Source organism: Streptomyces sp. NPDC051310 (assembly GCF_044455245.1).
In the GTDB taxonomy this organism is placed as follows: Bacteria; Actinomycetota; Actinomycetes; order Streptomycetales; family Streptomycetaceae; genus Streptomyces.
This window is the reverse complement of the sequence record NZ_JBITEO010000004.1, coordinates 330,332-352,098: the sequence shown is the minus strand read 5'-3', so window position 1 is coordinate 352,098 and position 21,767 is coordinate 330,332. Positions and strand designations below refer to the sequence as shown.

Genomic DNA, 21,767 nt, shown 5'->3' with positions numbered 1-21,767 from the left:
GGGGCCTCCAGGGAGGTTCGGTTCCTTCGGTACGCGACCCACCCTGCGCCCCGGTGCCTGAAGGCGGGCTGAAGCCGCCTGAAGGCCTCTTCAGGTTCCGTTTGCGACCCTGAACCCATGCGCCTGTTGATCGTGGAGGACGAGAAGCGGCTCGCCCTGTCCCTCGCCGCCGGGCTGCGCGCCGAAGGGTTCGCCGTGGACGTGGTCCACGACGGGCTCGAAGGGCTGCACCGGGCCGGGGACGGAGCGTACGACCTGGTGGTCCTCGACATCATGCTGCCCGGCATGAACGGCTACCGCGTCTGCGCGGCGCTGCGGGCCGCCGGGCACGACGTGCCGATCCTGATGCTTACCGCCAAGGACGGCGAGTACGACGAGGCCGAGGGCCTCGACACCGGGGCCGACGACTACCTCACCAAGCCGTTCTCGTACGTCGTCCTCGTCGCCCGCGTCAAGGCCCTGCTGCGGCGCCGCGGCCGCACCGCGTCCCCCGTGCTGCGGGCCGGGGCCCTCACCGTCGACACCGCGAGCCGCCGCGTCCTGCTGGACGGCGCGGAGGTGGGCCTCACCACGAAGGAGTTCTCCGTCCTGGAGCAGCTGGCCCTGCGGCCGGGCGAGGTCGTGTCGAAGGCGGAGATCCTGGAGCACGTCTGGGACTTCGCGTACGAGGGCGACCCGAACATCGTCGAGGTGTACGTGAGCACGCTGCGGCGCAAGCTGGGCGCGCGGACCATCCGCACCGTGCGCGGCGCCGGCTACCGCCTGGAGGACCGGTGAGGCACCCGCTGCGCTCCGTCCGCGCCCGTACCGCCCTCGGCGCCACCCTCGTCGTGGCGGTCGCGCTCGTCGGCGCGGGCTTCGCGCTGCTCGCGGTGCTGCGCGCCAACCTCGTCGACCAGGCCGAGCTCCAGGCGACGGTCTCGGCCCGCTCGGTCGCCTCGCAGATCGCCGACGGCAGGCCGCCGGACCGGCTGGACCTGCCCGACGACACCGAGGAGCACCCGGTGCAGGTCGTGGACGAGGACGGTCGTGTCGTCGCGGTCGGGGACGACATCGAGGCCATCACCGGCACCGGCAGCCCGGGGACGACGGCGGTCGCGCCGCGTCCCGGCGAGGACGGCGGGGCGGGACCGGACACCGGGGAGGTCTCCGACGACGTCGCGTACTCGAAGGGCGACGTCACCGTCGACGGCGACACCGCCACGTACCGCTTCGCCGCCGTCCGGGCCTCCGGGCCGCGGGGCGGCGAGGTCACCGTGTACGCCGGCGCGCCGCTGACCACCGAGACGGCCACGGTCTCCGGTGTGCGGGACGCCATGCTCGGCACGCTGCCGGTGCTGCTCGCGGTGGTCGCCGCCGTGACCTGGCTGGTCACCCGGCGGGCGCTGAAGCCCGTGGAGGGCATCCGCAGCGAGATGGCGGCGATCACGGCGTCGGAGGACCTCTCGCGCCGCGTGCCCGAGCCCGGCACCCACGACGAGGTGGCGCGGCTGGCCCGTACGACCAACGAGACGCTGGCGGCGCTGGAGGCATCCGTCGAGCGGCAGCGGCGGTTCGTCGCGGACGCCTCGCACGAACTGCGCAGCCCCATCGCGAGCCTGCGCACCCAGCTGGAGGTGGGCGCGGCGCACCCCGGGCTGCTGGACCTCCCCGGCGCGGTCGCCGACACCGTGCGGCTCCAGCGGCTGGCGGCGGACCTGCTGCTGCTGGCCCGTCTGGACGCGGGGGAGCGGCCGGGGCGGACCCGCTTCGACCTGGCCGAGCTGGTGCGGCAGGAGGTGTCCCAGCGGGCGGGGGACCGCGTACCGGTCCGGGTCGAGGCCGAGCGCGCCGAGCTCGGCGGCTCGCGCCCCCAGCTCGCGCGGGTCCTCGCGAACCTGCTCGACAACGCCCAGCGGCACGCGGCCGCCCGGGTGACGGTCACCGTCCGCACCGCCGGACGGGACGCCGTGCTGACCGTCGAGGACGACGGGGCGGGCGTGCCGGAGGCCGAGCGGGAGCGGATCTTCGAGCGGTTCGTCCGGCTGGACGACGCCCGCAGCCGGGACGAGGGCGGCGCGGGCCTGGGCCTCGCGATCGCCCGTGACATCGCCGTACGCCACGGCGGCACCCTCGCGGCCCGCCGGTCCCCCTCCGGCGGCGCGATGCTGGAGCTGCGGGTGCCGCGGGACTCCGCGGACACCGCTTAGGTGGTGTCGTGCCGGTCACGCCGGGCTCGCGACGCCCGGCACCGAACGCCGCTCACCGATCCGGCCTGATCGGCAGGACCTCCTAGGGCTTGCCGCGCAGGCCCCGCAGCTGTTCGGCGATGGGGTGCAGCGAGTCGTGCAGCTGGTGGAGCGCGTCCGGGTTCAGCAGGTCGATGAAGTGCTTGCGCACCGACTCGACGTGGTGCGGGGCGACCTTCCGCATGGTCTCCATGCCGTGGTCGGTGAGGACCGCGTACAGCCCGCGCCGGTCCGACTCGCAGTTCTCCCGGCGCACCAGTCCGGCGTTCTCCATCCTGGTGATCTGGTGGGACAGGCGGCTCTTGGACTGAAGCGTCGCCGCCGCCAGGTCGCTCATCCGCATCCGCCGCTCGAGTGACTCCGAGAGGTTCACCAGGATCTCGTAGTCGTTGATGGTCAGTCCGAACGGCTGGAGGTCCTTCTCCAACTGGTACGTCAGCAGCCTGTTCACGTCCAGGTACGTGCGCCAGGCGCGCTGCTCGGCATCGGTCAGCCAGGGGATGGCCGTCTCGGTCTCCATGTATGGATTCTACCTAAGAAGTTGAATGCTGGACGAAATGAGGTCGGTGACGCCGGGCAGCCCCGGCCCCCCGTCCCCGGGGTCTGTGTACCCGCACTACAAGGGCGCAGACGTTCGAGGACGTCACACTCCGCAGACTACCGCTCACAGCCCGAAGCGACGCTGGAGGTCCCCCAGCTGACCGGGAAGGCGCGGTGCGGAACCGTGCTGACCGTGGCCGGATCCATGCGTTCCGCCCGGTACGCCCGGCTCGTGCGGCACCGCCCCCGTCGCCTGCTCGGGCATCAGCGCCTCCGTCGACTGGAGCAGCACCGTCCCCGCCCCCGCGAACTCGAACTGGTGCTCCTCGCCGGACGCCCCGCCGATCCCCGTCAGCTGCCGCAGCCCGCCCAGGACGCCCGTCATGTAGCCGTGGTCGTAGTGGTGGCACGGCGAGGGGCAGTCCGCCCAGCCCACCAGCGCCTGCGGATCCACCCGCAGCGGCGGCTCCATGAACACCACGGGCCCGTTCGACGCGGCCACGAACTTGCCCGTGCCGAGCAGGGTCAGGAACCCCGGCACGATCGACTGCTTCAGCGCCAGGGTGGGCTGGTACGCCAGCAGGTTCCCGGCCCGGATGGTCAGGTTCCCCTCGTCCAGGTCGAACGAGTTCACGTCGAAGGCGCGGTCCGCCAGCAGCATCTTGCCGCTGCCCTCCGCCACCACCCAGTCGCTCGCGTGCAGCGGGGAGTGGAAACTCGTCCGGATCAGCCGCTCCAGGCGTCCGTGGCCGATGCCGTTGAAGTCGATCCGCCCGTAGTAGGCGATCATCTTCCCCTTCTGCAGGAACCACTGGGAGCCCTTCAGCTCCACGCAGAAGGTGTACGGATTGACGTTGTCGTCGCTCGGCAGCGTGACGGGATCGAAAACGACGGGCGTGCTCACAGCTTCTCCTCCGACGCCTGGACGTACACCGCACCACTGCCGCTCAGCTCCAGCTGGAACGCCTCGCCCGAGCCGCGCCCCACCATGTCGCGCCAGCCCAGGGCGGTGGAGAGCTTGTTGCGCACGTCGCCGTGGTGCGCGACGTACGCCTGCGGGTCGACGTGGACCGGCCGCCCGGGGGTGATCGGCAGCTCGATGACCCCGCCGTGCGCCATCACCGCGACCGCGCCGTGGCCCTTCAGGGTCGTCGTGAACAGCCCCTGGCCGGTGACCTGACCGCGCACCATGCCCATGACGCCGCCCTGCGCGCCCAGGAACATCGTGCCCTGCTCCAGCGTCCCGTCGAAGGCCAGCAGCCGGTCCGCCTCCACGTACAGGGTGTCGCCGGACAGCTGGATCACCTGGATGTGGTGGCCGCCGTGCCCGAACATCACGGTGCCCCGGCCCTCGACCGTCATCAGCGGCGTCGCCTCGCCGGCCACCCGGCGCCCGATCATCGACATCAGGCCGCCCTGGCCGCCGGCCATGTTCGGCGTGAAAGTGACGTCGCCGCGGTACGCGAGCATCGCGCCCCGCTGGCTGAACATCTTCTGGCCGGGCGCGATCGTCGCCTCGACCATCTTCGCGTTGACCTCGCGGAACGGCATCAGATGTCCCCCCCGACGGTGTTGCGCTCGCTCGGCTGGACGTAGACCAGCCCGTCGCCCTCGAAGCGGATCTGGAACGCCTCGCCGCCGCCCTCGCCCAGAAACGTGCGGAACGTCACACCGGACTGGAAGCTCTGCCGGAGGTCGCCCTGGTGGGCGACGTACGCGCCGGGGTCCACCGACAGCGGGTACTGCGGTGTCACCCGCAGCACCACGGCCGGTCCGTGCGACATGATCGCGGCCTGCCCCGAGCCCTCGACGGTCGTCGTGAACAGCCCGGTCCCGGTCGCCCCGCCGCGCAGACCGGTGAAGCTCGTGCCGGTGCGCAGCCCGCCGTCGGCGCACAGCAGGTTGCTGGCCTCCACGAAGAGCTTGTCCCCGTGCAGCGCGACCAGGTTTATCTCGCTCGCCCGGTCGGCGAAGTAGCAGGTGCCCTGCCCCTTCACCTCCATCATTTCCATCTGTTCGCCGGTGAGCCGCCGGGTGACCATCCCGCGCAGGCCCTCACCCCCGCCGGACATCTTCTTGAAGGCCATCTGGCCGTCGTACGCGACCATCGAGCCGTTCTTCGCTCTGACGGAGTCGCCGGTCATGTCGACGGCGAGCACTTTGCTGCCCTGGAGTCGGAACGTTGCCACGCGACGACGGTAACCGGTGGCCCCCGGCCGGGACAGGGCCACCGGGTGGATCCCCACCCTGGTAACGGACTGGCAAAGTCGCCTGCCACAATGGTCCGGACCCGCTTGTGCGGCGATTCACAAGATCGCCGCGCATCGCTCACGACGAAGGTGCTGCCTCGTGGACATCAAGACCGCCTCCTCCCTCCACCGCCTCCGCCTGGTCTCCGCGCCGGAGGCCGTCTCGTTCCTCCTGCTGCTGGTCTGCTCGGTGCTCAAGCGCACGACGGAGTTCAACGCGGTCCCGGTCATGGGTGCCGTCCACGGCGTGCTCTTCATCCTGTACGTGCTCTTCTGGCTCGACGCCTGGAACCGCACCAAGTGGGACGTGAAGACGGCCGCCGTCTACTTCCTCCTCTCCGTGGTGCCCTTCGGCGGCTTCTTCGCCGACCGCAAGCTCAAGCGCGCCGCCGACGACGCCGTCATCGCCTCCCGGGCCCGCCGCGAAGGGGCGGTGAACGCGTGATCGTCGCCTTCTCCGTCACCCCCCTCGGCGTCGGCGAGGACGTCGGCGAGTACGTCGCCGATGCCGTGCGCGTCGTCCGCGAGTCCGGGCTCCCGAACCGCACGGACGCGATGTTCACCTCCGTCGAGGGCGAGTGGGACGAGGTCATGGACGTCGTCAGGCGCGCCGTCGCGGCCGTGGAGGCGCGGGCGCCGCGCGTCTCGCTCGTCCTGAAGGCGGACATCCGGCCGGGCGTCACCGACGGCCTGACCTCCAAGGTCGAGACGGTGGAGCGCCACCTGTCGGCCTGACCGGGACCGGCCCGGGTACCGAAAAGCGAGACGGGGCTGACCAGCATGTGACCACTCGGTAAGGTCGGTCCCGTGCCCAAGCCGCTCAGTCTCCCGTTCGACCCCATCGCCCGCGCCGACGAACTCTGGCAGCAGCGGTGGGGGCCCGTGCCCTCGATGGCGGCGATCACCTCGATCATGCGCGCCCACCAGATCCTGCTCGCCGAGGTCGACGCCGTGGTCAAGCCGTACGGGCTGACCTTCGCGCGGTACGAGGCGCTGGTGCTGCTCACCTTCTCCAAGGCGGGCGAACTGCCGATGTCCAAGATCGGCGAACGGCTGATGGTGCATCCCACCTCGGTGACCAACACCGTCGACCGCCTGGTGCGCTCCGGCCTGGTCGCCAAGCGCCCCAACCCCAACGACGGCCGCGGCACCCTCGCCTCCATCACCGACAAGGGCCGTGAGGTCGTCGAGGACGCCACCCGCGACCTGATGGCGATGGACTTCGGGCTCGGCGTGTACGACGGCGAGGAGTGCGCGGAGATCTTCGCGATGCTGCGGCCGCTGCGGATCGCCGCGCACGACTTCGACGAGAAGTAGGCCGGGGGCGGGTCAGCGCGCCTCCCCGGCGACGCGGGGGTGATCCCACCATGCACGTGCAGAGCACGAGCAGCATGAGGTGCTCCCCGCCCGAGCGGGGGTTCGGCGAGCGGTTACGCTCGAACGCATGAAACGAAGCGTGCTGACCCGCTACCGAGTGATGGCCTACGTCACCGCCGTCATGCTGCTCCTGCTCTGCACCTGCATGGTGGCGAAGTACGGGTTCGACACGGGCGAGGACGTGACCTTCATGGTCTCCCAGGCCCACGGTGTCCTCTACATCATCTACCTGGTCTTCGCCTTCGACCTGGGGTCCAAGGCGAAGTGGCCGTTCGGCAAGCTGCTGTGGATCCTGCTCTCCGGCACGATCCCCTTCGCCGCCTTCTTCGTCGAGCGCACGGTCGTCCGCGACGTCGAGCCGCTGCTCGCCGGCGCCGCAGCGCCCCGGCCCGCCGAGGCGTAACCTCCCCGACCGCCGTGCGCCACGTTGCGTACGGCGGTCAGCCATCGACATTTACTAGGACGTCCTAGTAAATTCGAAGGTATGGACGCTGACGCCATCGAGGAAGGCCGCCGACGCTGGCAGGCCCGCTACGACGCCGCCCGCAAGCGCGACGCCGACTTCACCACGCTCTCCGGCGACCCCGTTGAGCCCGTCTACGGGCCCCGGCCCGGCGACACCTACGACGGCTTCGAGCGGATCGGCTGGCCCGGTGAGTACCCCTTCACCCGCGGCCTGTACCCGACCGGCTACCGGGGCCGCACCTGGACCATCCGCCAGTTCGCCGGGTTCGGCAACGCGGAGCAGACCAACGAGCGCTACAAGATGATCCTCGGCAACGGCGGTGGCGGCCTGTCCGTCGCCTTCGACATGCCGACCCTGATGGGCCGCGACTCCGACGACCCCCGCTCGCTCGGCGAGGTCGGCCACTGCGGCGTCGCCATCGACTCCGCCGCCGACATGGAGATCCTCTTCAAGGACATCCCCCTCGGCGACGTCACGACGTCGATGACGATCAGCGGCCCCGCCGTCCCCGTCTTCTGCATGTACCTCGTCGCCGCCGAACGCCAGGGCGTCGACCCGGGCGTGCTCAACGGCACCCTGCAGACGGACATCTTCAAGGAGTACATCGCCCAGAAGGAGTGGCTCTTCCAGCCCGAGCCCCACCTGCGCCTGATCGGCGACCTGATGGAGCACTGTGCGGCCGGCATCCCCGCGTACAAGCCGCTCTCCGTCTCCGGCTACCACATCCGCGAGGCCGGTGCGACGGCCGCGCAGGAGCTGGCGTACACGCTCGCCGACGGCTTCGGGTACGTGGAACTCGGCCTGAGCCGCGGCCTGGACGTGGACGTCTTCGCGCCCGGCCTGTCCTTCTTCTTCGACGCGCACGTCGACTTCTTCGAGGAGATCGCCAAGTTCCGCGCCGCCCGCCGCATCTGGGCCCGCTGGATGAAGGAGGTCTACGGCGCCAAGACCGACAAGGCGCAGTGGCTGCGCTTCCACACCCAGACCGCCGGCGTCTCCCTCACCGCTCAGCAGCCGTACAACAACGTCGTCCGCACGGCGGTCGAGGCGCTCGCGGCGGTCCTCGGCGGCACCAACTCCCTGCACACCAACGCCCTGGACGAGACCCTCGCCCTGCCCAGTGAGCAGGCCGCCGAGATCGCCCTGCGCACGCAGCAGGTGCTGATGGAGGAGACCGGCGTCGGCAACGTCGCCGACCCGCTGGGCGGCTCCTGGTACGTCGAGCAGCTCACCGACCGCATCGAGGCGGACGCCGAGAAGATCTTCGAGCAGATCAAGGAACGCGGTCTGCGCGCGCACCCCGACGGGCAGCACCCCATCGGGCCGATCACCTCCGGGATCCTGCGCGGCATCGAGGACGGCTGGTTCACCGGTGAGATCGCCGAGTCCGCCTTCCGCTACCAGCAGTCGCTGGAGAAGGGCGACAAGAGGGTCGTCGGCGTCAACGTGCACACCGGTTCCGTCACCGGCGACCTGGAGATCCTGCGGGTCAGCCACGAGGTGGAGCGCGAGCAGGTGCGCCTGCTCGCCGACCGCCGGGCGCGGCGCGACGACGCGCGGGTACGGGCGTCGCTGGACGCCATGCTCGACGCCGCCCGCAGCGGTGCCAACATGATCGAGCCCATGCTGGAGGCCGTCCGCGCGGAGGCCACGCTCGGCGAGATCTGCGACGCGCTGCGCGACGAGTGGGGCACGTACACCGAGCCGGCGGGCTTCTGACCGGGTGGGCCGGGTGCCTCCGCCTTGCGCGCGGAGCACCCGGCCCCCACCGGGCGAAACTCCGTCGCGCCCGGGGCACGGCCGTTGCATGCTGGGCGCATGCAGCTCACCATCCGGGACGCCACCGCCGGCGACTGGCCCGCCATCCGGCCCTTCTTCCGGGCGATCGTCGCCGCGGGGGACACCTTCACCTACCCCCTCGACCTGAGCGACGAGCAGGGCCGCGCATGGTGGCTGCTTCCCGCCCCGAACCGTACGGTCGTCGCTGTCGACGACGCCACGGGGACGGTCGTCGGCACGGCGAAGATGAACAACAACCAGGGCGGGAACGGCGCGCACATCGCCAGCGCCAGCTACATGGTCGACCCGGCCCACGGCGGGCGCGGCGTCGGGCGGGCCCTGGTCGAGGAGTCGCTGCGGTGGGCCCGGGCCGCCGGCTTCCGGGGCATGCAGTTCAACGCGGTCGTCGAGACCAACGCCCACGCCGTACGGCTCTACGAATCGCTGGGCTTCCGCATCATCGGCACGGTCCCGGAGGGCTTCCGCCACCCCGAGCGCGGATACGTCGGCCTGCACATCATGTACCGGCCGCTGTAGGGCAGCGGGGCCCCGGGGCCGCGCAGGCAGGGGCGGGGACTCAGGTCTGCGCGGCCGCGGCGAGGCCGCCCAGCAGCAGCGCGGTGAAGCGCTGCACCCACTGGGCGTCGACCGGCTCGGCGCTCACCAGAGCCCGGTGGACCACCGCGCCCGCGATCACGTCGAAGATCAGGTCGTCGGTGCCGGCCATCGGACCGGGTCCCGCGGGCAGCTCGCCGCGGGCCTGGGCGCGCCGGCGGCCCTCCTGGACGAGGCGCTTCTGCCGCTCGACGATCGAGGTGCGGATCCGTTCGCGCAGCGGTTCGTCGCGGGTCGACTCGGCGATCACCGCCATCAGGGCCGTCTTGGTCTCGGGCCGTTCGAGGAGCGCTGCGAACTGGAGGACCACGCCTTCGATGTCCGCCGTCAGACTGCCGCGGTCGGGCAGCTGCAGCTCGTCGAAGAGGACCGCGACCGCGTCCACCACCAGCTCGTTCTTGCCGGCCCAGCGCCGGTAGAGGGTGGTCTTGGCGACGCCGGCGCGGGTGGCGACGTCGCTCATCGTCAGCTTGGACCAGCCCAGCTCGACGAGCGCGGCGCGGGTGGCCTCCAGGATCGCGGTGTCGGCCGCGGCGCTGCGGGGCCGTCCGGCACGGCTTCGAGGGCTCGTACGGCTGCACATGACGCCCGACCATACCGGCGAGTAGGTTGCGCCGCCCGCCGCCGTTCGTGTGATCGAGTTCACCGCGGGGGTCTCGCCCTGACCCGCCTCCTGCCATTACGCTACGACCTGTAGCGAAAGGCCGCCCGAGCGGCCCCAGCGACAACCACGCACTGGCGCCGAGGTGGGGACCCGGCGCCGCTACGAAACGGGTGAAGACGGGCGCGCAGCCGCATTCCGGCCGCGCTCGGACAGCGGCGTGCGCCGTGACTTACCGGTTCTTACCGGTTACGACCGCGGAAGGGGGAGGATGTACCCATGCAGCCTAGGAACATGTCCATGAGCGGCGTCGTCGACCTCGCCGCGGTGAAGGCGGCCGGAGAGGCCAAGGCGAAGGCGGAGAAGGCGCGGGCCGAGGCCGCCCGGCACGGCGGCAGCGCGGCGGTGTCCCCGTCCGCGCTGGTGATCGACGTCGACGAGGCCGGCTTCGAGCGCGACGTCATCCAGCGCTCGGCCGAGGTACCGGTCGTCCTCGACTTCTGGGCCGAGTGGTGCGAGCCCTGCAAGCAGCTCGGTCCTCTGCTGGAGCGGCTGGCCGTCGAGTACAACGGCCGCTTCCTGCTGGCGAAGATCGACGTCGACGCCAACCAGATGCTGATGCAGCAGTTCGGGATCCAGGGCATCCCGGCCGTCTTCGCGGTGGTCGCCGGCCAGGCGCTGCCGCTCTTCCAGGGCGCGGCCCCGGAGGCCCAGATCCGGCAGACGCTGGACCAGCTGATCCAGGTCGGCGAGCAGCGCTTCGGCCTCACCGGCCTCACCGTCGACCCGGACGGCGAGGGCGCCGCGGCGCCGGCCGCCCCGGTCCGGCCGGCCGGCCCGTACGACGCGCTGCTGGAGGCGGCGGCGCAGGCGCTGGACGCCAACGACTTCGCCGGCGCCGTCCAGGCGTACAAGAACGTCCTGGTGGACGATCCGGCCAATGTCGAGGCGAAGCTGGGGCTCGCGCAGGCGGAGCTGCTGGGCCGAGTGCGGGACATGGACCCGCAGCAGGTCCGCAAGAACGCCGCGGACGACCCCGCCGACGTCCAGGCCCAGCTGGCCGCGGCCGACCTCGATCTGGTCGGCGGGCACGTGCAGGACGCTTTCGGCCGTCTCGTCGAGACGGTCCGGCGCACGGCGGGCGAGGACCGGGACACCGCGCGGCTGCGGCTGCTGGAGCTGTTCGAGGTGATCGGCCCCGAGGACCCGCGCGTCCAGGCGGCCCGTTCGGCGCTGGCGAGGGTGCTCTTCTGAGGCACCGCCCGGCCGGGGCGAAGGGCCCCGAACCGGCGGGAGAGTGACGGAACGCGGCCGCGTTTTACCAAAACTTGGTAATCGCGGCCGCTGTTACTTCCAGTAAAGCAACGCCCTCCTTATGTCCGCCTTTCAGCGGCGAAATCACCTTCTGTCGAACCGGGTGGTAGCACCCTGAGTGCCCGCCCGACGCCACCCCGTCGTACCGCGGTTATCCAGCCGTTACTAGTGGGTAACGAACCCCCTTGTGCCCCGCCGCGGAATGGACCACGATCGGCGACGCTCGGTCCAATCCCGTACCACCCCGGCGAACCGCCGGGCCACGGGCCTGGGTCCCCACCGAGCCGGCCGGCGGCAGCACGGGCGCCGGCCGAGGACAGGGGGGTTCCTGCCGACCGGCAGGGCCTGTCCGATCAGGTTGCGCGAAGGCGTGGCCAGTGGTTGTCGCTCGGGGGTGATCGCCGGTGTTCGGACGCGGCTCGCGCCTGATCCACGGGCGCTCTCCTTCCCGAGGACGTAGCACTTCTCCCATCCCAGGACGGGCCGACGGCCCTTTTGGAGATGTACGTCCGAGAAGGAGGAATCTATGAAGTCCCAGGTTCGCGGTGGGACCAGATGGAAGCGGTTCGCCGTTGTCATGGTGCCGAGCGTGGCCGCGACGGCCGCGATAGGCATCGGTATGGCGCAGGGCGCGCTCGCCGCGTCGTTCAGCATCTCCGGCCAGGAGTTCAAGGTTAAGGCCAAGGAACTCGAGGGCTACGACTTCGTCCAGTACGGCAGCGTGGCGCACGGCAAGGACCTCGAAGGCAAGGACTTCGCGGACCCGGTCGGTGTCTCGGGCTTCAGCGAGGCCTACATCACCGACATGTGCCAGTCGGTCGTCACGCCGAAGGTGCCCTTCCTCGGCAACGTCAGCCTGGAGCTGCGGGCCGGCACGCCGGGTCACGACCGCGTCTACGCCAAGGACATCTACCTGGATGTCTCGGAGCTGGACGCCGACGCCGAGTTCAGCAACATCGACATCGGTGTTGCCGCGGGCTCCCTGAAGAACCCGGGCGTCCAGCCCGGTACGCAGGCGAACCCGTACGGCTTCTCGCAGCGTGCCAAGAAGGCCGTCCTGAAGAACGTCGAGCAGAAGGCCTGGGCCACCACGGCCGGCACCTTCAAGCTCAGCGGTCTGAAACTGCGCCTGCACCAGGGCGTCAAGGAGTGCTTCTAGCACGGACCTGACGGGGCGGGGATCGCGCGACGGCCCCCGCCCCGCTCGGGCCACTTCACCACCTTTCACAGCAACACCGCTTCCAGGGAGCTGTTTTCCATGAGCGCCGAGTCCACTGGATCCCGCGGATTCACCTACTGGCGGCTTCGCTTCCGGGCCTGGCGTGGCAACCGGCCCTTCTGGGCGGGACTGTTCACTCTGCTGGGCAGCGTGCCGATCGCCTACCTCCCGTACGCCGACGTCCGGCTCGGCAACGTCACGATCGCCATGGCGACCACGGCCGGCGCCGGATCGCTCATCATCGGTCTGCTGCTGGCCACGCTCGGCCTGACGATGTGGTTCCACTCCATCGTCCGCGTCTTCGCCGGTGTGGCCGCCATCATCCTGGGGCTCGTGTCGCTGCCCATCTCCAACATCGGCGGCTTCCTCGTGGGGTTCCTCTGCTCGCTGATCGGCGGTGCGCTCTCCATCTCGTGGGCCCCCGGCGTTCCCCGGGACGAAGCCGGTGAGGACGAGGGAGTGGGCGCGGCTCCGGTGCCCGAGGACGCCACGGCCGCCGCCGTACCCGGGCAGCGGCCCGAGGGCGGGACGGACCCGCACGTGACCGAAGCGACGACCCAGGCCAACGGCGGGAGGAACAGTGCGGGGTGACGACACGCAGTCGGAGACGACGGGGGGCGACGGCACTCTGGCAAGAAGGGGGCCGCGTCACGCGGCCCCGAAGAAGTCGCTGCGGACCAGGATCCAGGCCCCCGCGGGCAAGGCGATAGCCCTGGCGGCGATGCCCACCGCCGTCCTCGTCGGCCTCGGCCTCACGCCCAAGCTGGCCCTCGCCGACGAGAAGGACATCCCCTTCGCGCCCGGTCCGTGCGTGACCCGGTCCGACGAGCCGCAGGAGACGGACGAGCAGGCGAAGCCGTCGCCGTCCGGCTCGGTCGCGCCCGAGCCGTCGGCGAGCGCCGGCGACCCGGCCGGCAGCGGTGACGGGCAGGACGGGCAGGAGCAGGAGGACGCCGCGAAGCCGGCGCCCGGTGACGCCCCGTCGGCGGACGACGCGGTGGAGGACACCGGGCCGGCCACCCTGCCGAAGACCGGCGCGACGGCCTCCCCCACGCCCACGCCCACGCCCACCCCGACGCCGACGCCGACGCCGACCGAGTCCAAGAACCCGCTGGACCCGCTGGGCATCGGCGGCGCGATCAAGGACATCTTCGACGGCCCGGACGACGAGCAGGCGGCGACCCCGTCGGCCGGTGCGTCCGCCCCCGCCCAGCCCTCCACCACGCCGTCGCCCACCGCCTCGGCCGGACAGCCGTCCACGCAGCCGGGCCCCGAGCCCTCGGCCGAGCCGCCGGCCGGATCCGCCGGCGAGGCGCCGGACCGGACGAAGGACGCCATCAAGGACGCCGCCGACAAGGCCGGCGCCACGGTGGAGGAGCTGCCCGAGGACGTCAAGGGACTCGACCCCAAGAAGGACGAGGACATCCCGGACGGCGCCAAGCCGCGCTTCCCCTGCCCGACGCCCGACCCGCAGGCCCTCGCCGACGCGAAGGCCGAGCCCGGCATCCCGCTGCTCCCGGACGATCCGTGGAGGCTGGAGAGCACCAGGCTCACCCTGCGCGGCCTGGACTACCACGGCATCGTCGAGGTGAAGACCGGCAGCGGCAAGGTGAAGAAGGTCCTGAAGTTCACCGCGAGCGAGGTCGACATCAAGGACCTGCACCAGCTCACGGTCCACTCCGAGGGCCGCACCGGCCATGTGAAGTCCCGCCCCGGTTCCACCTCCACCATCACGGGCGGCACGGTGACGATGTACACGGAGGAGCTGAAGGGCAACCTCTTCGGCCTCATCCCGATCACGTTCAGCCCCGAGACGCCGCCCCCGCTGAACGTCCCGTTCGCCTTCTTCACCGACGTGAAGGTCACGCAGGCCGGCCAGTTCGGCGGCACCCTGACCGTTCCGGGCCTGAAGAACTACATCGACGGCTGACCGCCGCACGCGCCGCGGGCCGCGCCCCCCTACGGGGGTGCGGCCCGCGGCGTGCGTGCCGGGTGGTGTCAGGAGCGGGACTCGCCGCCCAGGTGGTGGACGCGGACCATGTTGGTCGTGCCCGGGACGCCCGGAGGGGAGCCCGCGGTGATGACCATGGTGTCGCCCTCGTTGTAGCGCTGGAGCTTCAGCAGCTCGGCGTCGACCAGGTCGACCATCGCGTCCGTGTTGTCGACGTGGGGGACCACGAAGGACTCGACGCCCCAGCTCAGGGCGAGCTGGTTGCGGGTGGAGACCTCGGTGGTGAACGCCAGGATGGGCTGCTGGGCGCGGTAGCGGGACAGGCGGCGGGCGGTGTCGCCGGACTTGGTGAAGGCGATCAGGGCCTTGCCGTCCAGGAAGTCCGCGATCTCGGCGGCCGCGCGGGCCACCGAGCCGCCCTGGGTGCGCGGCTTCTTGCCCGGCACCAGGGGCTGCAGGCCCTTGGAGAGCAGCTCCTCCTCCGCGGCCGCGACGATCTTCGACATCGTCTTGACCGTCTCGATGGGGTACGCGCCCACGGAGGACTCCGCCGACAGCATGACCGCGTCGGCGCCGTCCAGGATGGCGTTGGCGACGTCGGACGCCTCCGCGCGGGTCGGGCGCGAGTTGGTGATCATCGACTCCATCATCTGGGTCGCCACGATCACCGGCTTGGCGTTGCGGCGGCACAGCTCGATGAGGCGCTTCTGCACCATCGGGACCCGCTCCAGCGGGTACTCGACGGCCAGGTCGCCGCGGGCCACCATCACGCCGTCGAACGCCATCACGACGTCCTGCATGTTCTCGACGGCCTGCGGCTTCTCCACCTTGGCGATGACCGGCACGCGGCGGCCGACCTCGTCCATCACCTTGTGGACGTCCTTGACGTCGTCGGCGTCCCGCACGAAGGACAGGGCGACCAGGTCGCAGCCCATCCGCAGGGCGAAGCGCAGGTCCTCGACGTCCTTCTCGGACAGGGCCGGGACGTTCACCGCCGCACCCGGCAGGTTGATGCCCTTGTGGTCGGAGATGACCCCGCCCTCGACGACGATCGTCTTCACGCGCCGGCCGTCGACCTCGATGACGCGCAGCTCGACGTTTCCGTCGTTGATCAGGATCTGGTCGCCCTTGGAGACGTCCCCGGGCAGACCCTTGTACGTGGTGCCGCAGATGGACTTGTCCCCGGGGACGTCCTCGGTGGTGATGGTGAACTCGTCACCGCGGACCAGCTCGACCGGCCCCTCGGCGAACGTTTCCAGACGGATCTTGGGGCCCTGGAGGTCGGCGAGGACGCCCACCGCGCGGCCGGTGTCCTCGGCGGCCTGGCGGAGGCGGTGGTACCGCTCCTCGTGCTCAGCGTGGGATCCGTGGCTCATGTTGAAGCGGGCCACGTTCATACCGGCCTCGATCAGAGCTTTCAGTTGCTCGTACGAGTCGACGGCGGGGCCCAGTGTGCAGACGATTTTGGAACGGCGCATAAGGCGGATCCTATCGGTTTGTTTCACTGCGGAATATTCCGTCTGGTGGAATGTACAAATGGGCGCGGTGCCGCTCAGTCGTGGGCCGCGGAGTTGACCAGTGAGTAGGTCTGGCGGGCGATTTCGAGCTCCTCGTCGGTCGGCACCACGGCCACCGCGACCCGCGCGTACTCCGGCGAGATCAGGCGCGCCTCCCCGGACCGTACGGCGTTCAGACCGGCGTCCACCGCCAGGCCGAGCTGCTCCAGGCCCGCCACGGCGGCCTCCCGCACCGGCGCCGCGTTCTCGCCGACACCCGCGGTGAACGCCACCGCGTCGACCCGGCCGAGCACCGCGTAATAAGCGCCGATGTACTTCTTCAAACGGTGAATGTAGATGTCGAACGCGAGCTGCGCCCGCTCGTCGCCCTCATCGATCCGCCGCCGGATCTCGCGCATGTCATTGTCACCGCAAAGCCCCACCAATCCGCTCTTCTTGTTCAGCAGCACATCGATCTCGTCGGTCGACATTCCGGCGACCCGTTCCAGGTGGAACACCACCGCGGGATCGATGTCACCGGACCGCGTACCCATGACGAGCCCCTCCAAGGGGGTCAGGCCCATCGAGGTGTCCACGCACCGGCCGCCGCGCACCGCCGTCGCCGACGCGCCGTTGCCCAGGTGCAGCACGATCACGTTCACCTCGGACGGGTCCTTGCCCAGCAGCTGCGCGGTGCGGCGCGCGACGTACGCGTGCGACGTGCCGTGGAAGCCGTAGCGGCGGATCCGGTGCGCGTCCGCGGTCGCCACGTCGATGGCGTACCGCGCCGCGTGCTCCGGCATCGTGGTGTGGAACGCCGTGTCGAAGACGGCCACCTGCGGCAGGTCGGGGCGCAGCGCCTGCGCGGTGCGGATGCCCGTGATGTTCGCCGGGTTGTGCAGCGGTGCCACCGGGATCAGGCGCTCGATCTCGGCCATCACCTCGTCCGTGATGACCGTCGGGGCGGAGAACCGCAGCCCGCCGTGCACCACCCGGTGCCCGATCGCCGCCAGCTCCGGGGAGTCGAGGCCGAGCCCGTCCGCCGCCAGCTCGTCGGCGACGGCCTTGAGCGCCGCCTCGTGGTCGGCGATCGGACCGGTGCGCTCCCGCTGCCCGGCACCGCCGGTCAGCGGCGTGTGGACCAGGCGGGAGGTCTCCTCGCCGATCCGCTCCACGAGCCCGACGGCCAGCCGGGCGCCGTCGTGCATGTCGAGCAGCTGGTACTTCACGGACGACGAGCCGGAGTTGAGGACAAGGACGCGGGAGGCGGCGGTCGCGTTGCTCACGGGTGCGTTGCTTTCTGTGGGCATGCGGAGGCGGGCTGGGACTGGATCGCGGTGATCGCGACGGTGTTCACGATGTCGCTGACGAGCGCTCCGCGCGACAGGTCGTTCACCGGCTTGCGCAGACCCTGCAGGACCGGGCCGACGGCCACGGCGCCGGCGGAGCGCTGCACCGCCTTGTACGTGTTGTTGCCGGTGTTCAGGTCCGGGAAGATCAGCACCGTGGCCTGGCCCGCCACCTCCGAACCCGGCAGCTTCGTCGCGGCGACGGACGGCTCCACGGCCGCGTCGTACTGGATGGGCCCCTCGATCTTCAGCTCCGGGTGCCGCTCGCGCACCAGCTTCGTCGCCTCGCGCACCTTGTCGACGTCCGCGCCCGAGCCCGAGGTGCCGGTGGAGTACGACAGCATCGCGATCCGCGGCTCCACCCCGAACCGGGCGGCCGTCGCGGCCGACTGGACGGCGATGTCGGCGAGCTGCTCGGCGTCGGGGTCCGGGTTGACCGCGCAGTCGCCGTACACCAGCACCTTGTCCGCCAGGCACATGAAGAACACGGAGCTGACGATCGACGCGTCCGGCTTCGTCTTGATGATCTCGAAGGCGGGGCGGATCGTCGCCGCCGTGGAGTGCACGGACCCGGACACCATCCCGTCGGCCAGCCCCTCCTGCACCATCATCGTGCCGAAGTAGTTGACGTCCGACACCACGTCGTACGCCAGCTCCACGCCGACGCCCTTGTGGGCGCGCAGCGCGGCGTACCGCTCGGCGAAGCGCTGGCGCAGTTCCGAGGACGCCGGGTCGATCAGCTGGCTGTCGCCGAGGTCCACGCCCAGGTCGGCGGCCTTCTTGCGGATCAGCTCCACGTCGCCGAGGAGCGTCAGGGCACACACGTCGCGGCGGACGAGGACGTCGGCGGCGCGCAGCACCCGCTCCTCCGCGCCCTCCGGCAGCACCACGCGGCGGCGGTCGGCGCGGGCCTGCTCCAGCAGCTCGTGCTCGAACATCATCGGCGTGACGCGGCCGCTGCGGGCCACCGAGATCCGCCCCAGCAGGTCGGCCGTGTCCACGTGCCGCTCGAACAGCCCGAGGGCCGTCTCCGCCTTGCGCGGGGTCGCCGCGTTCAGCCGGCCCTCCAGCGAGAACAGCTCCGCGGCGGTGGGGAAGCTGGTGCCGCTGACCGACAGCACCGGGGTGCCGGGCGCGAGGCGGGCGGCCAGGTTCAGCACCTCCTGGCTGGGGCGCTCGTTCAGGGTGAGCAGCACGCCCGCGATGGGCGGGTTCCCCGCCGAGTGCGCGGCCAGCGCGCCCACCACCAGGTCGGCGCGGTCGCCGGGTGTGACGACCAGGCAGCCGGGGGTCAGGGCGTTGAGGAAGTTCGGCAGCATCGCGCCGCCGAAGACGAAGTCCAGCGCGTCGCGCGCCAGCCCCGAGTCGTCCCCGAGCACCACCTCGGCGCCCAGCGCCTGGCGGATCTGGGCGACCGTCGGCGCGGACAGTGCCGGCATGTCCGGCAGCACGTAGCAGGGCACCGGGAGGCGGGCCGCCAGCCGCTCGGCGAGGGAGTCGCGGTCCTCGGGCGCCACCCGGTTGGCGATCATGGCGAGGATGTCGCAGCCGAGGCTCTCGTACGCCCGGAAGGCGTTGCGCGTCTCGGCGCGCACCGCGTCGGCGTCCTGGTCCTTGCCGCCGACCACGGGTATCACCGAGGCGCCGAACTCGTTGGCGAGCCGCGCGTTGAGCGCCAGCTCCTCGGGGAGCTGCGTGGCGTGGAAGTCCGTACCGAGCACCAGCACGACCTCGTACTCCCGCGCCACCGCGTGGAAGCGGTCGACCAGCCGGGACACCAGCTCGTCCGTGCCCTTCTCGGCCTGGAGGGCGGACGCCTCCTGGTAGTCCATGCCGTACACCGTGGCCGGGTCCTGGGACAGCCGGTAGCGCACCCGCAGCAGGTCGAAGAGGCGGTCGGGGCCGTCGTGCACCAGGGGCCGGAACACCCCCACCCGGTCCACCTGGCGGGTCAGGAGCTCCATGACTCCCAGCTCCACGACCTGGCGGCCGTCACCGCGGTCGATCCCGGTCACGTACACGCTGCGCGCCACGCATGCTCTCCTGTCAAGCGAGTGCTGATGCAAAATCCCTGATCGGGTGCCCGATACCCCCTTGACAATACCTCTGGTGCTGGGTTAAGCGCCCGCCGGGTTGCGAGGTCCGTGACGACAGCCCTTCGGCCGAGCGGCGGGGAACACGCTGCGTGGCCGTACCGTGGGACAATTCGGTAAGGCTCCCCCGTACCGATACCGAGCAGGAGACACAGCACGATGCGCATCGGAGTTCTCACCGCAGGCGGCGACTGCCCGGGCCTCAACGCAGTGATCCGGTCGGTCGTGCACCGGGCGCTCACCGGTCACGGTGACGAGGTCATCGGCTTCGAGGACGGATTCAAGGGCCTCCTCGACGGCCACTACCGGCCGCTCGACCTCAACGCGGTGAGCGGCATCCTCGCCCGCGGCGGCACGATCCTCGGCTCCGCCCGGCTGGAGCGCGCCCGGCTGCACGAAGCCGCCGAGAACTGCGGCGAGTTGCAGAAGCGGTACGGGATCGACGTCCTCATCCCCATCGGCGGCGAGGGCACGCTGTCCGCGGCGCGGCTGCTGGCCGAGGCGGGGATGCCGGTCGTCGGCGTGCCGAAGACCATCGACAACGACATCTCGTCTACCGACCGCACCTTCGGCTTCGACACGGCCGTGATGGTCGCGACCGAGGCCATAGACCGTCTGAAGACCACCGCCGAGTCGCACCAAAGGGTGATGGTCGTCGAGGTCATGGGCCGGCACGCCGGGTGGATCGCGCTGGAGTCCGGCATGGCGGGCGGCGCGCACGGCATCTGCCTGCCGGAGCGGCCCTTCGAGGTCGACGACCTGGTGAAGATGGTCGAGGAGCGGTTCGCGCGCGGCAAGAAGTTCGCGGTGATCTGTGTCGCCGAGGGCGCGCACCCCGCGGAGGGCTCGATGGAGTACGAGAAGGGCGCCATCGACCAGTACGGGCACGAACGGTTCCAGGGCATCGGCAACCGGCTGGCCAAGGAGCTGGAGCGGCGGCTCGGCAAGGAGGCCCGGCCGGTCATCCTCGGCCACGTCCAGCGCGGCGGCACCCCCACCGCGTACGACCGCGTCCTCGCGACCCGCTTCGGCTGGCACGCGGTGGAGGCGGCGCACCGCAAGGAGTTCGGCCGGATGACGGCCCTGCGCGGCACGGACATCCACATGGTGCCGCTCGCGGAGGCGGTCACGCAGCTGAAGACGGTGCCGGGGAACCGGATGTACGAAGCGGAGTCCGTCTTCTGACGCCTGCGCACCTCTGCTTCGGCCCCGGCCGGCCCCGCCCTCGCGGACGACCGGGGCCGCCGGCTTTCCCGCCGGCCCGCCGCGAGCGCCCTGCCGGAATTGCCGATTTCCCCTCTTGAGGCCCCTCGCCGATTCCACAAGGCTTGACTCCTGTCCCGGACGACCCACCACCGCGTCCGGGGCGGCCGAGGACCGGGGACGGGCGGAAGGGGCCGTGCATGACCGACGGGGAGAGAGCAGCTCCCGACCCCCGGGAGGCGCGCGACCCCGCCGCGTTCGTCCGGCTGCTGCAGGCGCTCAAGGACGCGGCCGGTCTGACCTACCGGGAGCTGTCGGCCCGCGCCGAGGCGCTCGGCGAGGTCCTGCCGCGCTCGACGGTCGCCAGCATGCTGGCCCGCGCCTCGCTGCCGCGCGAGGAGCTGCTGTCGGTGTACGTCCGCGCCTGCGGAGTGGGCCCCGGGGAACTGGAGCGCTGGCTCGCGGTCCGCGAGGACCTCGCCGGCCGCTGCCGCACCGACGGCGCCGCGGCGCAAGCCGGGGACCGGCCGGCCGGCCCCGACGGTGGTCCCGCGGACGGGCCTGCCGATGCGGCCGCCGGGGCGGGGACCCTGCGCTGGGCCGAGGACGTGACCCCCGGCACGAAGGGCCCGGACGGTCCGGACGGTCGCGGCGGGCCGGTCGGCGGCCCCGGGGCCCCGGGGCGGGGGGAGCGATTACGCGCCTGGGCCACCCGCGGATTCGTGCCGTTCGTCGGGCTGCTCACCCTCGTCACGGCCGCGACGACGGTCGTCGCGTTCCTCCGCGGCCCCGACGCCGGCCGCCCGCGGGAGGAGGCCGCCCCGCCCGCGCCCGGGCCGGTGCTCCTGCGGGCCGTGCACTCGGGCCTCTGCCTGAACGAGCGGCCCGGTCAGGAGAGCGGGCAGGTCTACCAGGTGCCCTGCGCGGAGGCGACCGTGCCGCGCTACTCCCTCGTGCGGCTCGGCGGGGGACGGTGGCGGATCCACTCCGACCACCCCGACTTCGGGGCCGGCTGCGCGGGCATCCCGGCCGCCCTCGCCGAGGAGCACGGCGCGCCCCTGGTGGACCAGAAGTGCGGACGGCGGGGCGCGCGCGAGGAGTTCCGCATCGAGGCGTTCGACGGCGCCGGCCGGGAGGCCGGCCACCGCATCAGGTCCGCGCACTCGGACCTGTGCCTGCGCGTACGGGACGCCTCGCGCGAGCCGTGGACGGATGTGGTGCAGGAGGCGTGCCGCGAGGACGGCCGGGGTCAGCTGTTCGGCTTCGACCGGCCCGGGGCGCCCTGAC

The 21,767-nt window shown here is 71.6% G+C and carries 22 protein-coding genes; 14 read left to right on the top strand and 8 right to left on the bottom strand.

Annotated elements, in window-relative coordinates; all coding sequences use genetic code 11:
- The first annotated feature begins 117 nt into the window (after positions 1-117).
- Both ACIA79_RS08635 and ACIA79_RS08630 read left to right on the top strand, forming a co-directional pair.
- The gene (locus tag ACIA79_RS08635; RefSeq protein WP_399427403.1) at positions 118-777 is read left to right on the top strand and encodes a response regulator transcription factor; all 660 of its coding nucleotides are present in this window, start codon (positions 118-120) and stop codon (positions 775-777) included.
- Between the two features lie 8 nt (positions 778-785).
- Positions 786-2,189 carry an ATP-binding protein gene (locus ACIA79_RS08630; RefSeq protein ID WP_399427499.1) on the top strand — a complete coding sequence of 468 codons (1,404 nt, stop codon included), beginning with the start codon at positions 786-788 and terminating at the stop codon, positions 2,187-2,189.
- 82 nt (positions 2,190-2,271) lie between these two features.
- Here the strand turns inward: ACIA79_RS08630 and ACIA79_RS08625 are convergent, their stop codons facing one another.
- From ACIA79_RS08625 to ACIA79_RS08610, 4 genes are all read right to left on the bottom strand, one after another.
- Positions 2,272-2,748, bottom strand: coding sequence for a MarR family winged helix-turn-helix transcriptional regulator (locus tag ACIA79_RS08625; protein ID WP_031073733.1), 477 nt, complete (start codon positions 2,746-2,748; stop codon positions 2,272-2,274).
- Positions 2,749-2,892: 144 nt separating this feature from the next.
- Positions 2,893-3,672 (bottom strand): AIM24 family protein, encoded by a 780-nt coding sequence (locus ACIA79_RS08620; RefSeq protein WP_399427402.1) that lies wholly within the window; start codon positions 3,670-3,672, stop codon positions 2,893-2,895.
- Complete coding sequence (locus ACIA79_RS08615; protein WP_399427401.1) at positions 3,669-4,319, bottom strand: AIM24 family protein; 651 nt, start codon at positions 4,317-4,319, stop codon at positions 3,669-3,671. The genes ACIA79_RS08620 and ACIA79_RS08615 overlap by 4 nt, the downstream gene beginning before the upstream one ends.
- Complete coding sequence (locus tag ACIA79_RS08610) at positions 4,319-4,957, bottom strand: AIM24 family protein (RefSeq protein WP_399427400.1); 639 nt, start codon at positions 4,955-4,957, stop codon at positions 4,319-4,321. The genes ACIA79_RS08615 and ACIA79_RS08610 overlap by 1 nt, the downstream gene beginning before the upstream one ends.
- 160 nt (positions 4,958-5,117) lie before the next feature.
- Here ACIA79_RS08610 and ACIA79_RS08605 point away from each other — a divergent pair, with 160 nt between their 5' ends.
- The 6 genes from ACIA79_RS08605 (at position 5,118) to ACIA79_RS08580 (ending at position 9,176) form a co-directional block, all read left to right on the top strand.
- Positions 5,118-5,462, top strand: a complete 345-nt coding sequence (locus ACIA79_RS08605) for a DUF3817 domain-containing protein (protein WP_399427399.1) — start codon at positions 5,118-5,120, stop codon at positions 5,460-5,462.
- Complete coding sequence (locus tag ACIA79_RS08600) at positions 5,459-5,752, top strand: MTH1187 family thiamine-binding protein (protein WP_031073724.1); 294 nt, start codon at positions 5,459-5,461, stop codon at positions 5,750-5,752. Before ACIA79_RS08605 ends, ACIA79_RS08600 begins: the two co-directional genes overlap by 4 nt.
- A gap of 72 nt (positions 5,753-5,824) precedes the next feature.
- Positions 5,825-6,334, top strand: a complete 510-nt coding sequence (locus ACIA79_RS08595) for a MarR family winged helix-turn-helix transcriptional regulator (protein ID WP_399427398.1) — start codon at positions 5,825-5,827, stop codon at positions 6,332-6,334.
- A gap of 127 nt (positions 6,335-6,461) precedes the next feature.
- The gene (locus ACIA79_RS08590; protein WP_399427397.1) at positions 6,462-6,797 is read left to right on the top strand and encodes a DUF3817 domain-containing protein; all 336 of its coding nucleotides are present in this window, start codon (positions 6,462-6,464) and stop codon (positions 6,795-6,797) included.
- A gap of 81 nt (positions 6,798-6,878) precedes the next feature.
- The gene (locus tag ACIA79_RS08585) at positions 6,879-8,579 is read left to right on the top strand and encodes a methylmalonyl-CoA mutase (protein WP_399427396.1); all 1,701 of its coding nucleotides are present in this window, start codon (positions 6,879-6,881) and stop codon (positions 8,577-8,579) included.
- Between the two features lie 99 nt (positions 8,580-8,678).
- Positions 8,679-9,176, top strand: a complete 498-nt coding sequence (locus tag ACIA79_RS08580; protein ID WP_399427395.1) for a GNAT family N-acetyltransferase — start codon at positions 8,679-8,681, stop codon at positions 9,174-9,176.
- 40 nt (positions 9,177-9,216) lie between these two features.
- On the opposite strand, the gene ACIA79_RS08575 is transcribed toward ACIA79_RS08580, so the two are convergent.
- Positions 9,217-9,837 (bottom strand): TetR/AcrR family transcriptional regulator, encoded by a 621-nt coding sequence (locus ACIA79_RS08575; RefSeq protein ID WP_399427394.1) that lies wholly within the window; start codon positions 9,835-9,837, stop codon positions 9,217-9,219.
- A 297-nt stretch (positions 9,838-10,134) separates the two neighbouring features.
- Between ACIA79_RS08575 and ACIA79_RS08570 the strand changes: the two genes are divergently transcribed.
- The 4 genes from ACIA79_RS08570 to ACIA79_RS08555 all read left to right on the top strand — a co-directional run bounded on the left by ACIA79_RS08570 (position 10,135) and on the right by ACIA79_RS08555 (position 14,318).
- Positions 10,135-11,109, top strand: a complete 975-nt coding sequence (locus ACIA79_RS08570) for a tetratricopeptide repeat protein (RefSeq protein ID WP_399427393.1) — start codon at positions 10,135-10,137, stop codon at positions 11,107-11,109.
- A 586-nt stretch (positions 11,110-11,695) separates the two neighbouring features.
- Entirely contained in the window at positions 11,696-12,328 is a 633-nt protein-coding gene (locus tag ACIA79_RS08565; RefSeq protein WP_399427392.1) for a DUF6230 family protein, read from the top strand.
- A gap of 99 nt (positions 12,329-12,427) precedes the next feature.
- The gene (locus tag ACIA79_RS08560) at positions 12,428-12,979 is read left to right on the top strand and encodes a DUF6114 domain-containing protein (RefSeq protein ID WP_399427391.1); all 552 of its coding nucleotides are present in this window, start codon (positions 12,428-12,430) and stop codon (positions 12,977-12,979) included.
- The gene (locus ACIA79_RS08555) at positions 12,969-14,318 is read left to right on the top strand and encodes a hypothetical protein (protein ID WP_399427390.1); all 1,350 of its coding nucleotides are present in this window, start codon (positions 12,969-12,971) and stop codon (positions 14,316-14,318) included. The genes ACIA79_RS08560 and ACIA79_RS08555 overlap by 11 nt, the downstream gene beginning before the upstream one ends.
- A 68-nt stretch (positions 14,319-14,386) precedes the next feature.
- Here ACIA79_RS08555 and pyk read toward each other — a convergent pair whose 3' ends face one another.
- From pyk to pta, 3 genes are all read right to left on the bottom strand, one after another.
- Positions 14,387-15,817: a pyruvate kinase gene (gene pyk, locus ACIA79_RS08550; RefSeq protein WP_399427389.1), complete on the bottom strand. Its 1,431-nt coding sequence runs from the start codon at positions 15,815-15,817 to the stop codon at positions 14,387-14,389.
- Between the two features lie 74 nt (positions 15,818-15,891).
- Positions 15,892-17,121 carry an acetate kinase gene (locus ACIA79_RS08545; RefSeq protein ID WP_399427388.1) on the bottom strand — a complete coding sequence of 410 codons (1,230 nt, stop codon included), beginning with the start codon at positions 17,119-17,121 and terminating at the stop codon, positions 15,892-15,894.
- Complete coding sequence (pta, locus tag ACIA79_RS08540; protein WP_399427387.1) at positions 17,118-19,217, bottom strand: phosphate acetyltransferase; 2,100 nt, start codon at positions 19,215-19,217, stop codon at positions 17,118-17,120. Before pta ends, ACIA79_RS08545 begins: the two co-directional genes overlap by 4 nt.
- A 219-nt stretch (positions 19,218-19,436) precedes the next feature.
- On the opposite strand from pta, the gene ACIA79_RS08535 reads away from it, so the two are divergent.
- Together ACIA79_RS08535 and ACIA79_RS08530 are read left to right on the top strand one after the other, a co-directional pair.
- Positions 19,437-20,462 carry an ATP-dependent 6-phosphofructokinase gene (locus ACIA79_RS08535; protein ID WP_399427386.1) on the top strand — a complete coding sequence of 342 codons (1,026 nt, stop codon included), beginning with the start codon at positions 19,437-19,439 and terminating at the stop codon, positions 20,460-20,462.
- 218 nt (positions 20,463-20,680) lie between these two features.
- On the top strand, positions 20,681-21,766 hold the full coding sequence (locus ACIA79_RS08530; RefSeq protein WP_399427385.1) for an RICIN domain-containing protein: 1,086 nt from the start codon (positions 20,681-20,683) through the stop codon (positions 21,764-21,766).
- Position 21,767 lies beyond the last annotated feature (1 nt).

Excerpts from the sequence above, each read along its gene's own strand:
- ACIA79_RS08635 (WP_399427403.1), top strand. The coding sequence starts at position 118 with ATGCGCCTGTTGATCGTGGAGGACGAGAAGCGGCTCGCCCTGTCCCTC.
- ACIA79_RS08585 (WP_399427396.1), top strand. The coding sequence starts at position 6,879 with ATGGACGCTGACGCCATCGAGGAAGGCCGCCGACGCTGGCAGGCCCGC.
- ACIA79_RS08575 (WP_399427394.1), bottom strand. The coding sequence starts at position 9,837 with ATGTGCAGCCGTACGAGCCCTCGAAGCCGTGCCGGACGGCCCCGCAGC.
- ACIA79_RS08530 (WP_399427385.1), top strand. The coding sequence starts at position 20,681 with ATGACCGACGGGGAGAGAGCAGCTCCCGACCCCCGGGAGGCGCGCGAC.
- ACIA79_RS08565 (WP_399427392.1), top strand. The coding sequence starts at position 11,696 with ATGAAGTCCCAGGTTCGCGGTGGGACCAGATGGAAGCGGTTCGCCGTT.
- ACIA79_RS08560 (WP_399427391.1), top strand. The coding sequence starts at position 12,428 with ATGAGCGCCGAGTCCACTGGATCCCGCGGATTCACCTACTGGCGGCTT.
- ACIA79_RS08570 (WP_399427393.1), top strand. The coding sequence starts at position 10,135 with ATGCAGCCTAGGAACATGTCCATGAGCGGCGTCGTCGACCTCGCCGCG.
- ACIA79_RS08625 (WP_031073733.1), bottom strand. The coding sequence starts at position 2,748 with ATGGAGACCGAGACGGCCATCCCCTGGCTGACCGATGCCGAGCAGCGC.
- pyk (WP_399427389.1), bottom strand. The coding sequence starts at position 15,817 with ATGCGCCGTTCCAAAATCGTCTGCACACTGGGCCCCGCCGTCGACTCG.
- ACIA79_RS08580 (WP_399427395.1), top strand. The coding sequence starts at position 8,679 with ATGCAGCTCACCATCCGGGACGCCACCGCCGGCGACTGGCCCGCCATC.
- ACIA79_RS08535 (WP_399427386.1), top strand. The coding sequence starts at position 19,437 with ATGCGCATCGGAGTTCTCACCGCAGGCGGCGACTGCCCGGGCCTCAAC.
- ACIA79_RS08615 (WP_399427401.1), bottom strand. The coding sequence starts at position 4,319 with ATGCCGTTCCGCGAGGTCAACGCGAAGATGGTCGAGGCGACGATCGCG.
- ACIA79_RS08590 (WP_399427397.1), top strand. The coding sequence starts at position 6,462 with ATGAAACGAAGCGTGCTGACCCGCTACCGAGTGATGGCCTACGTCACC.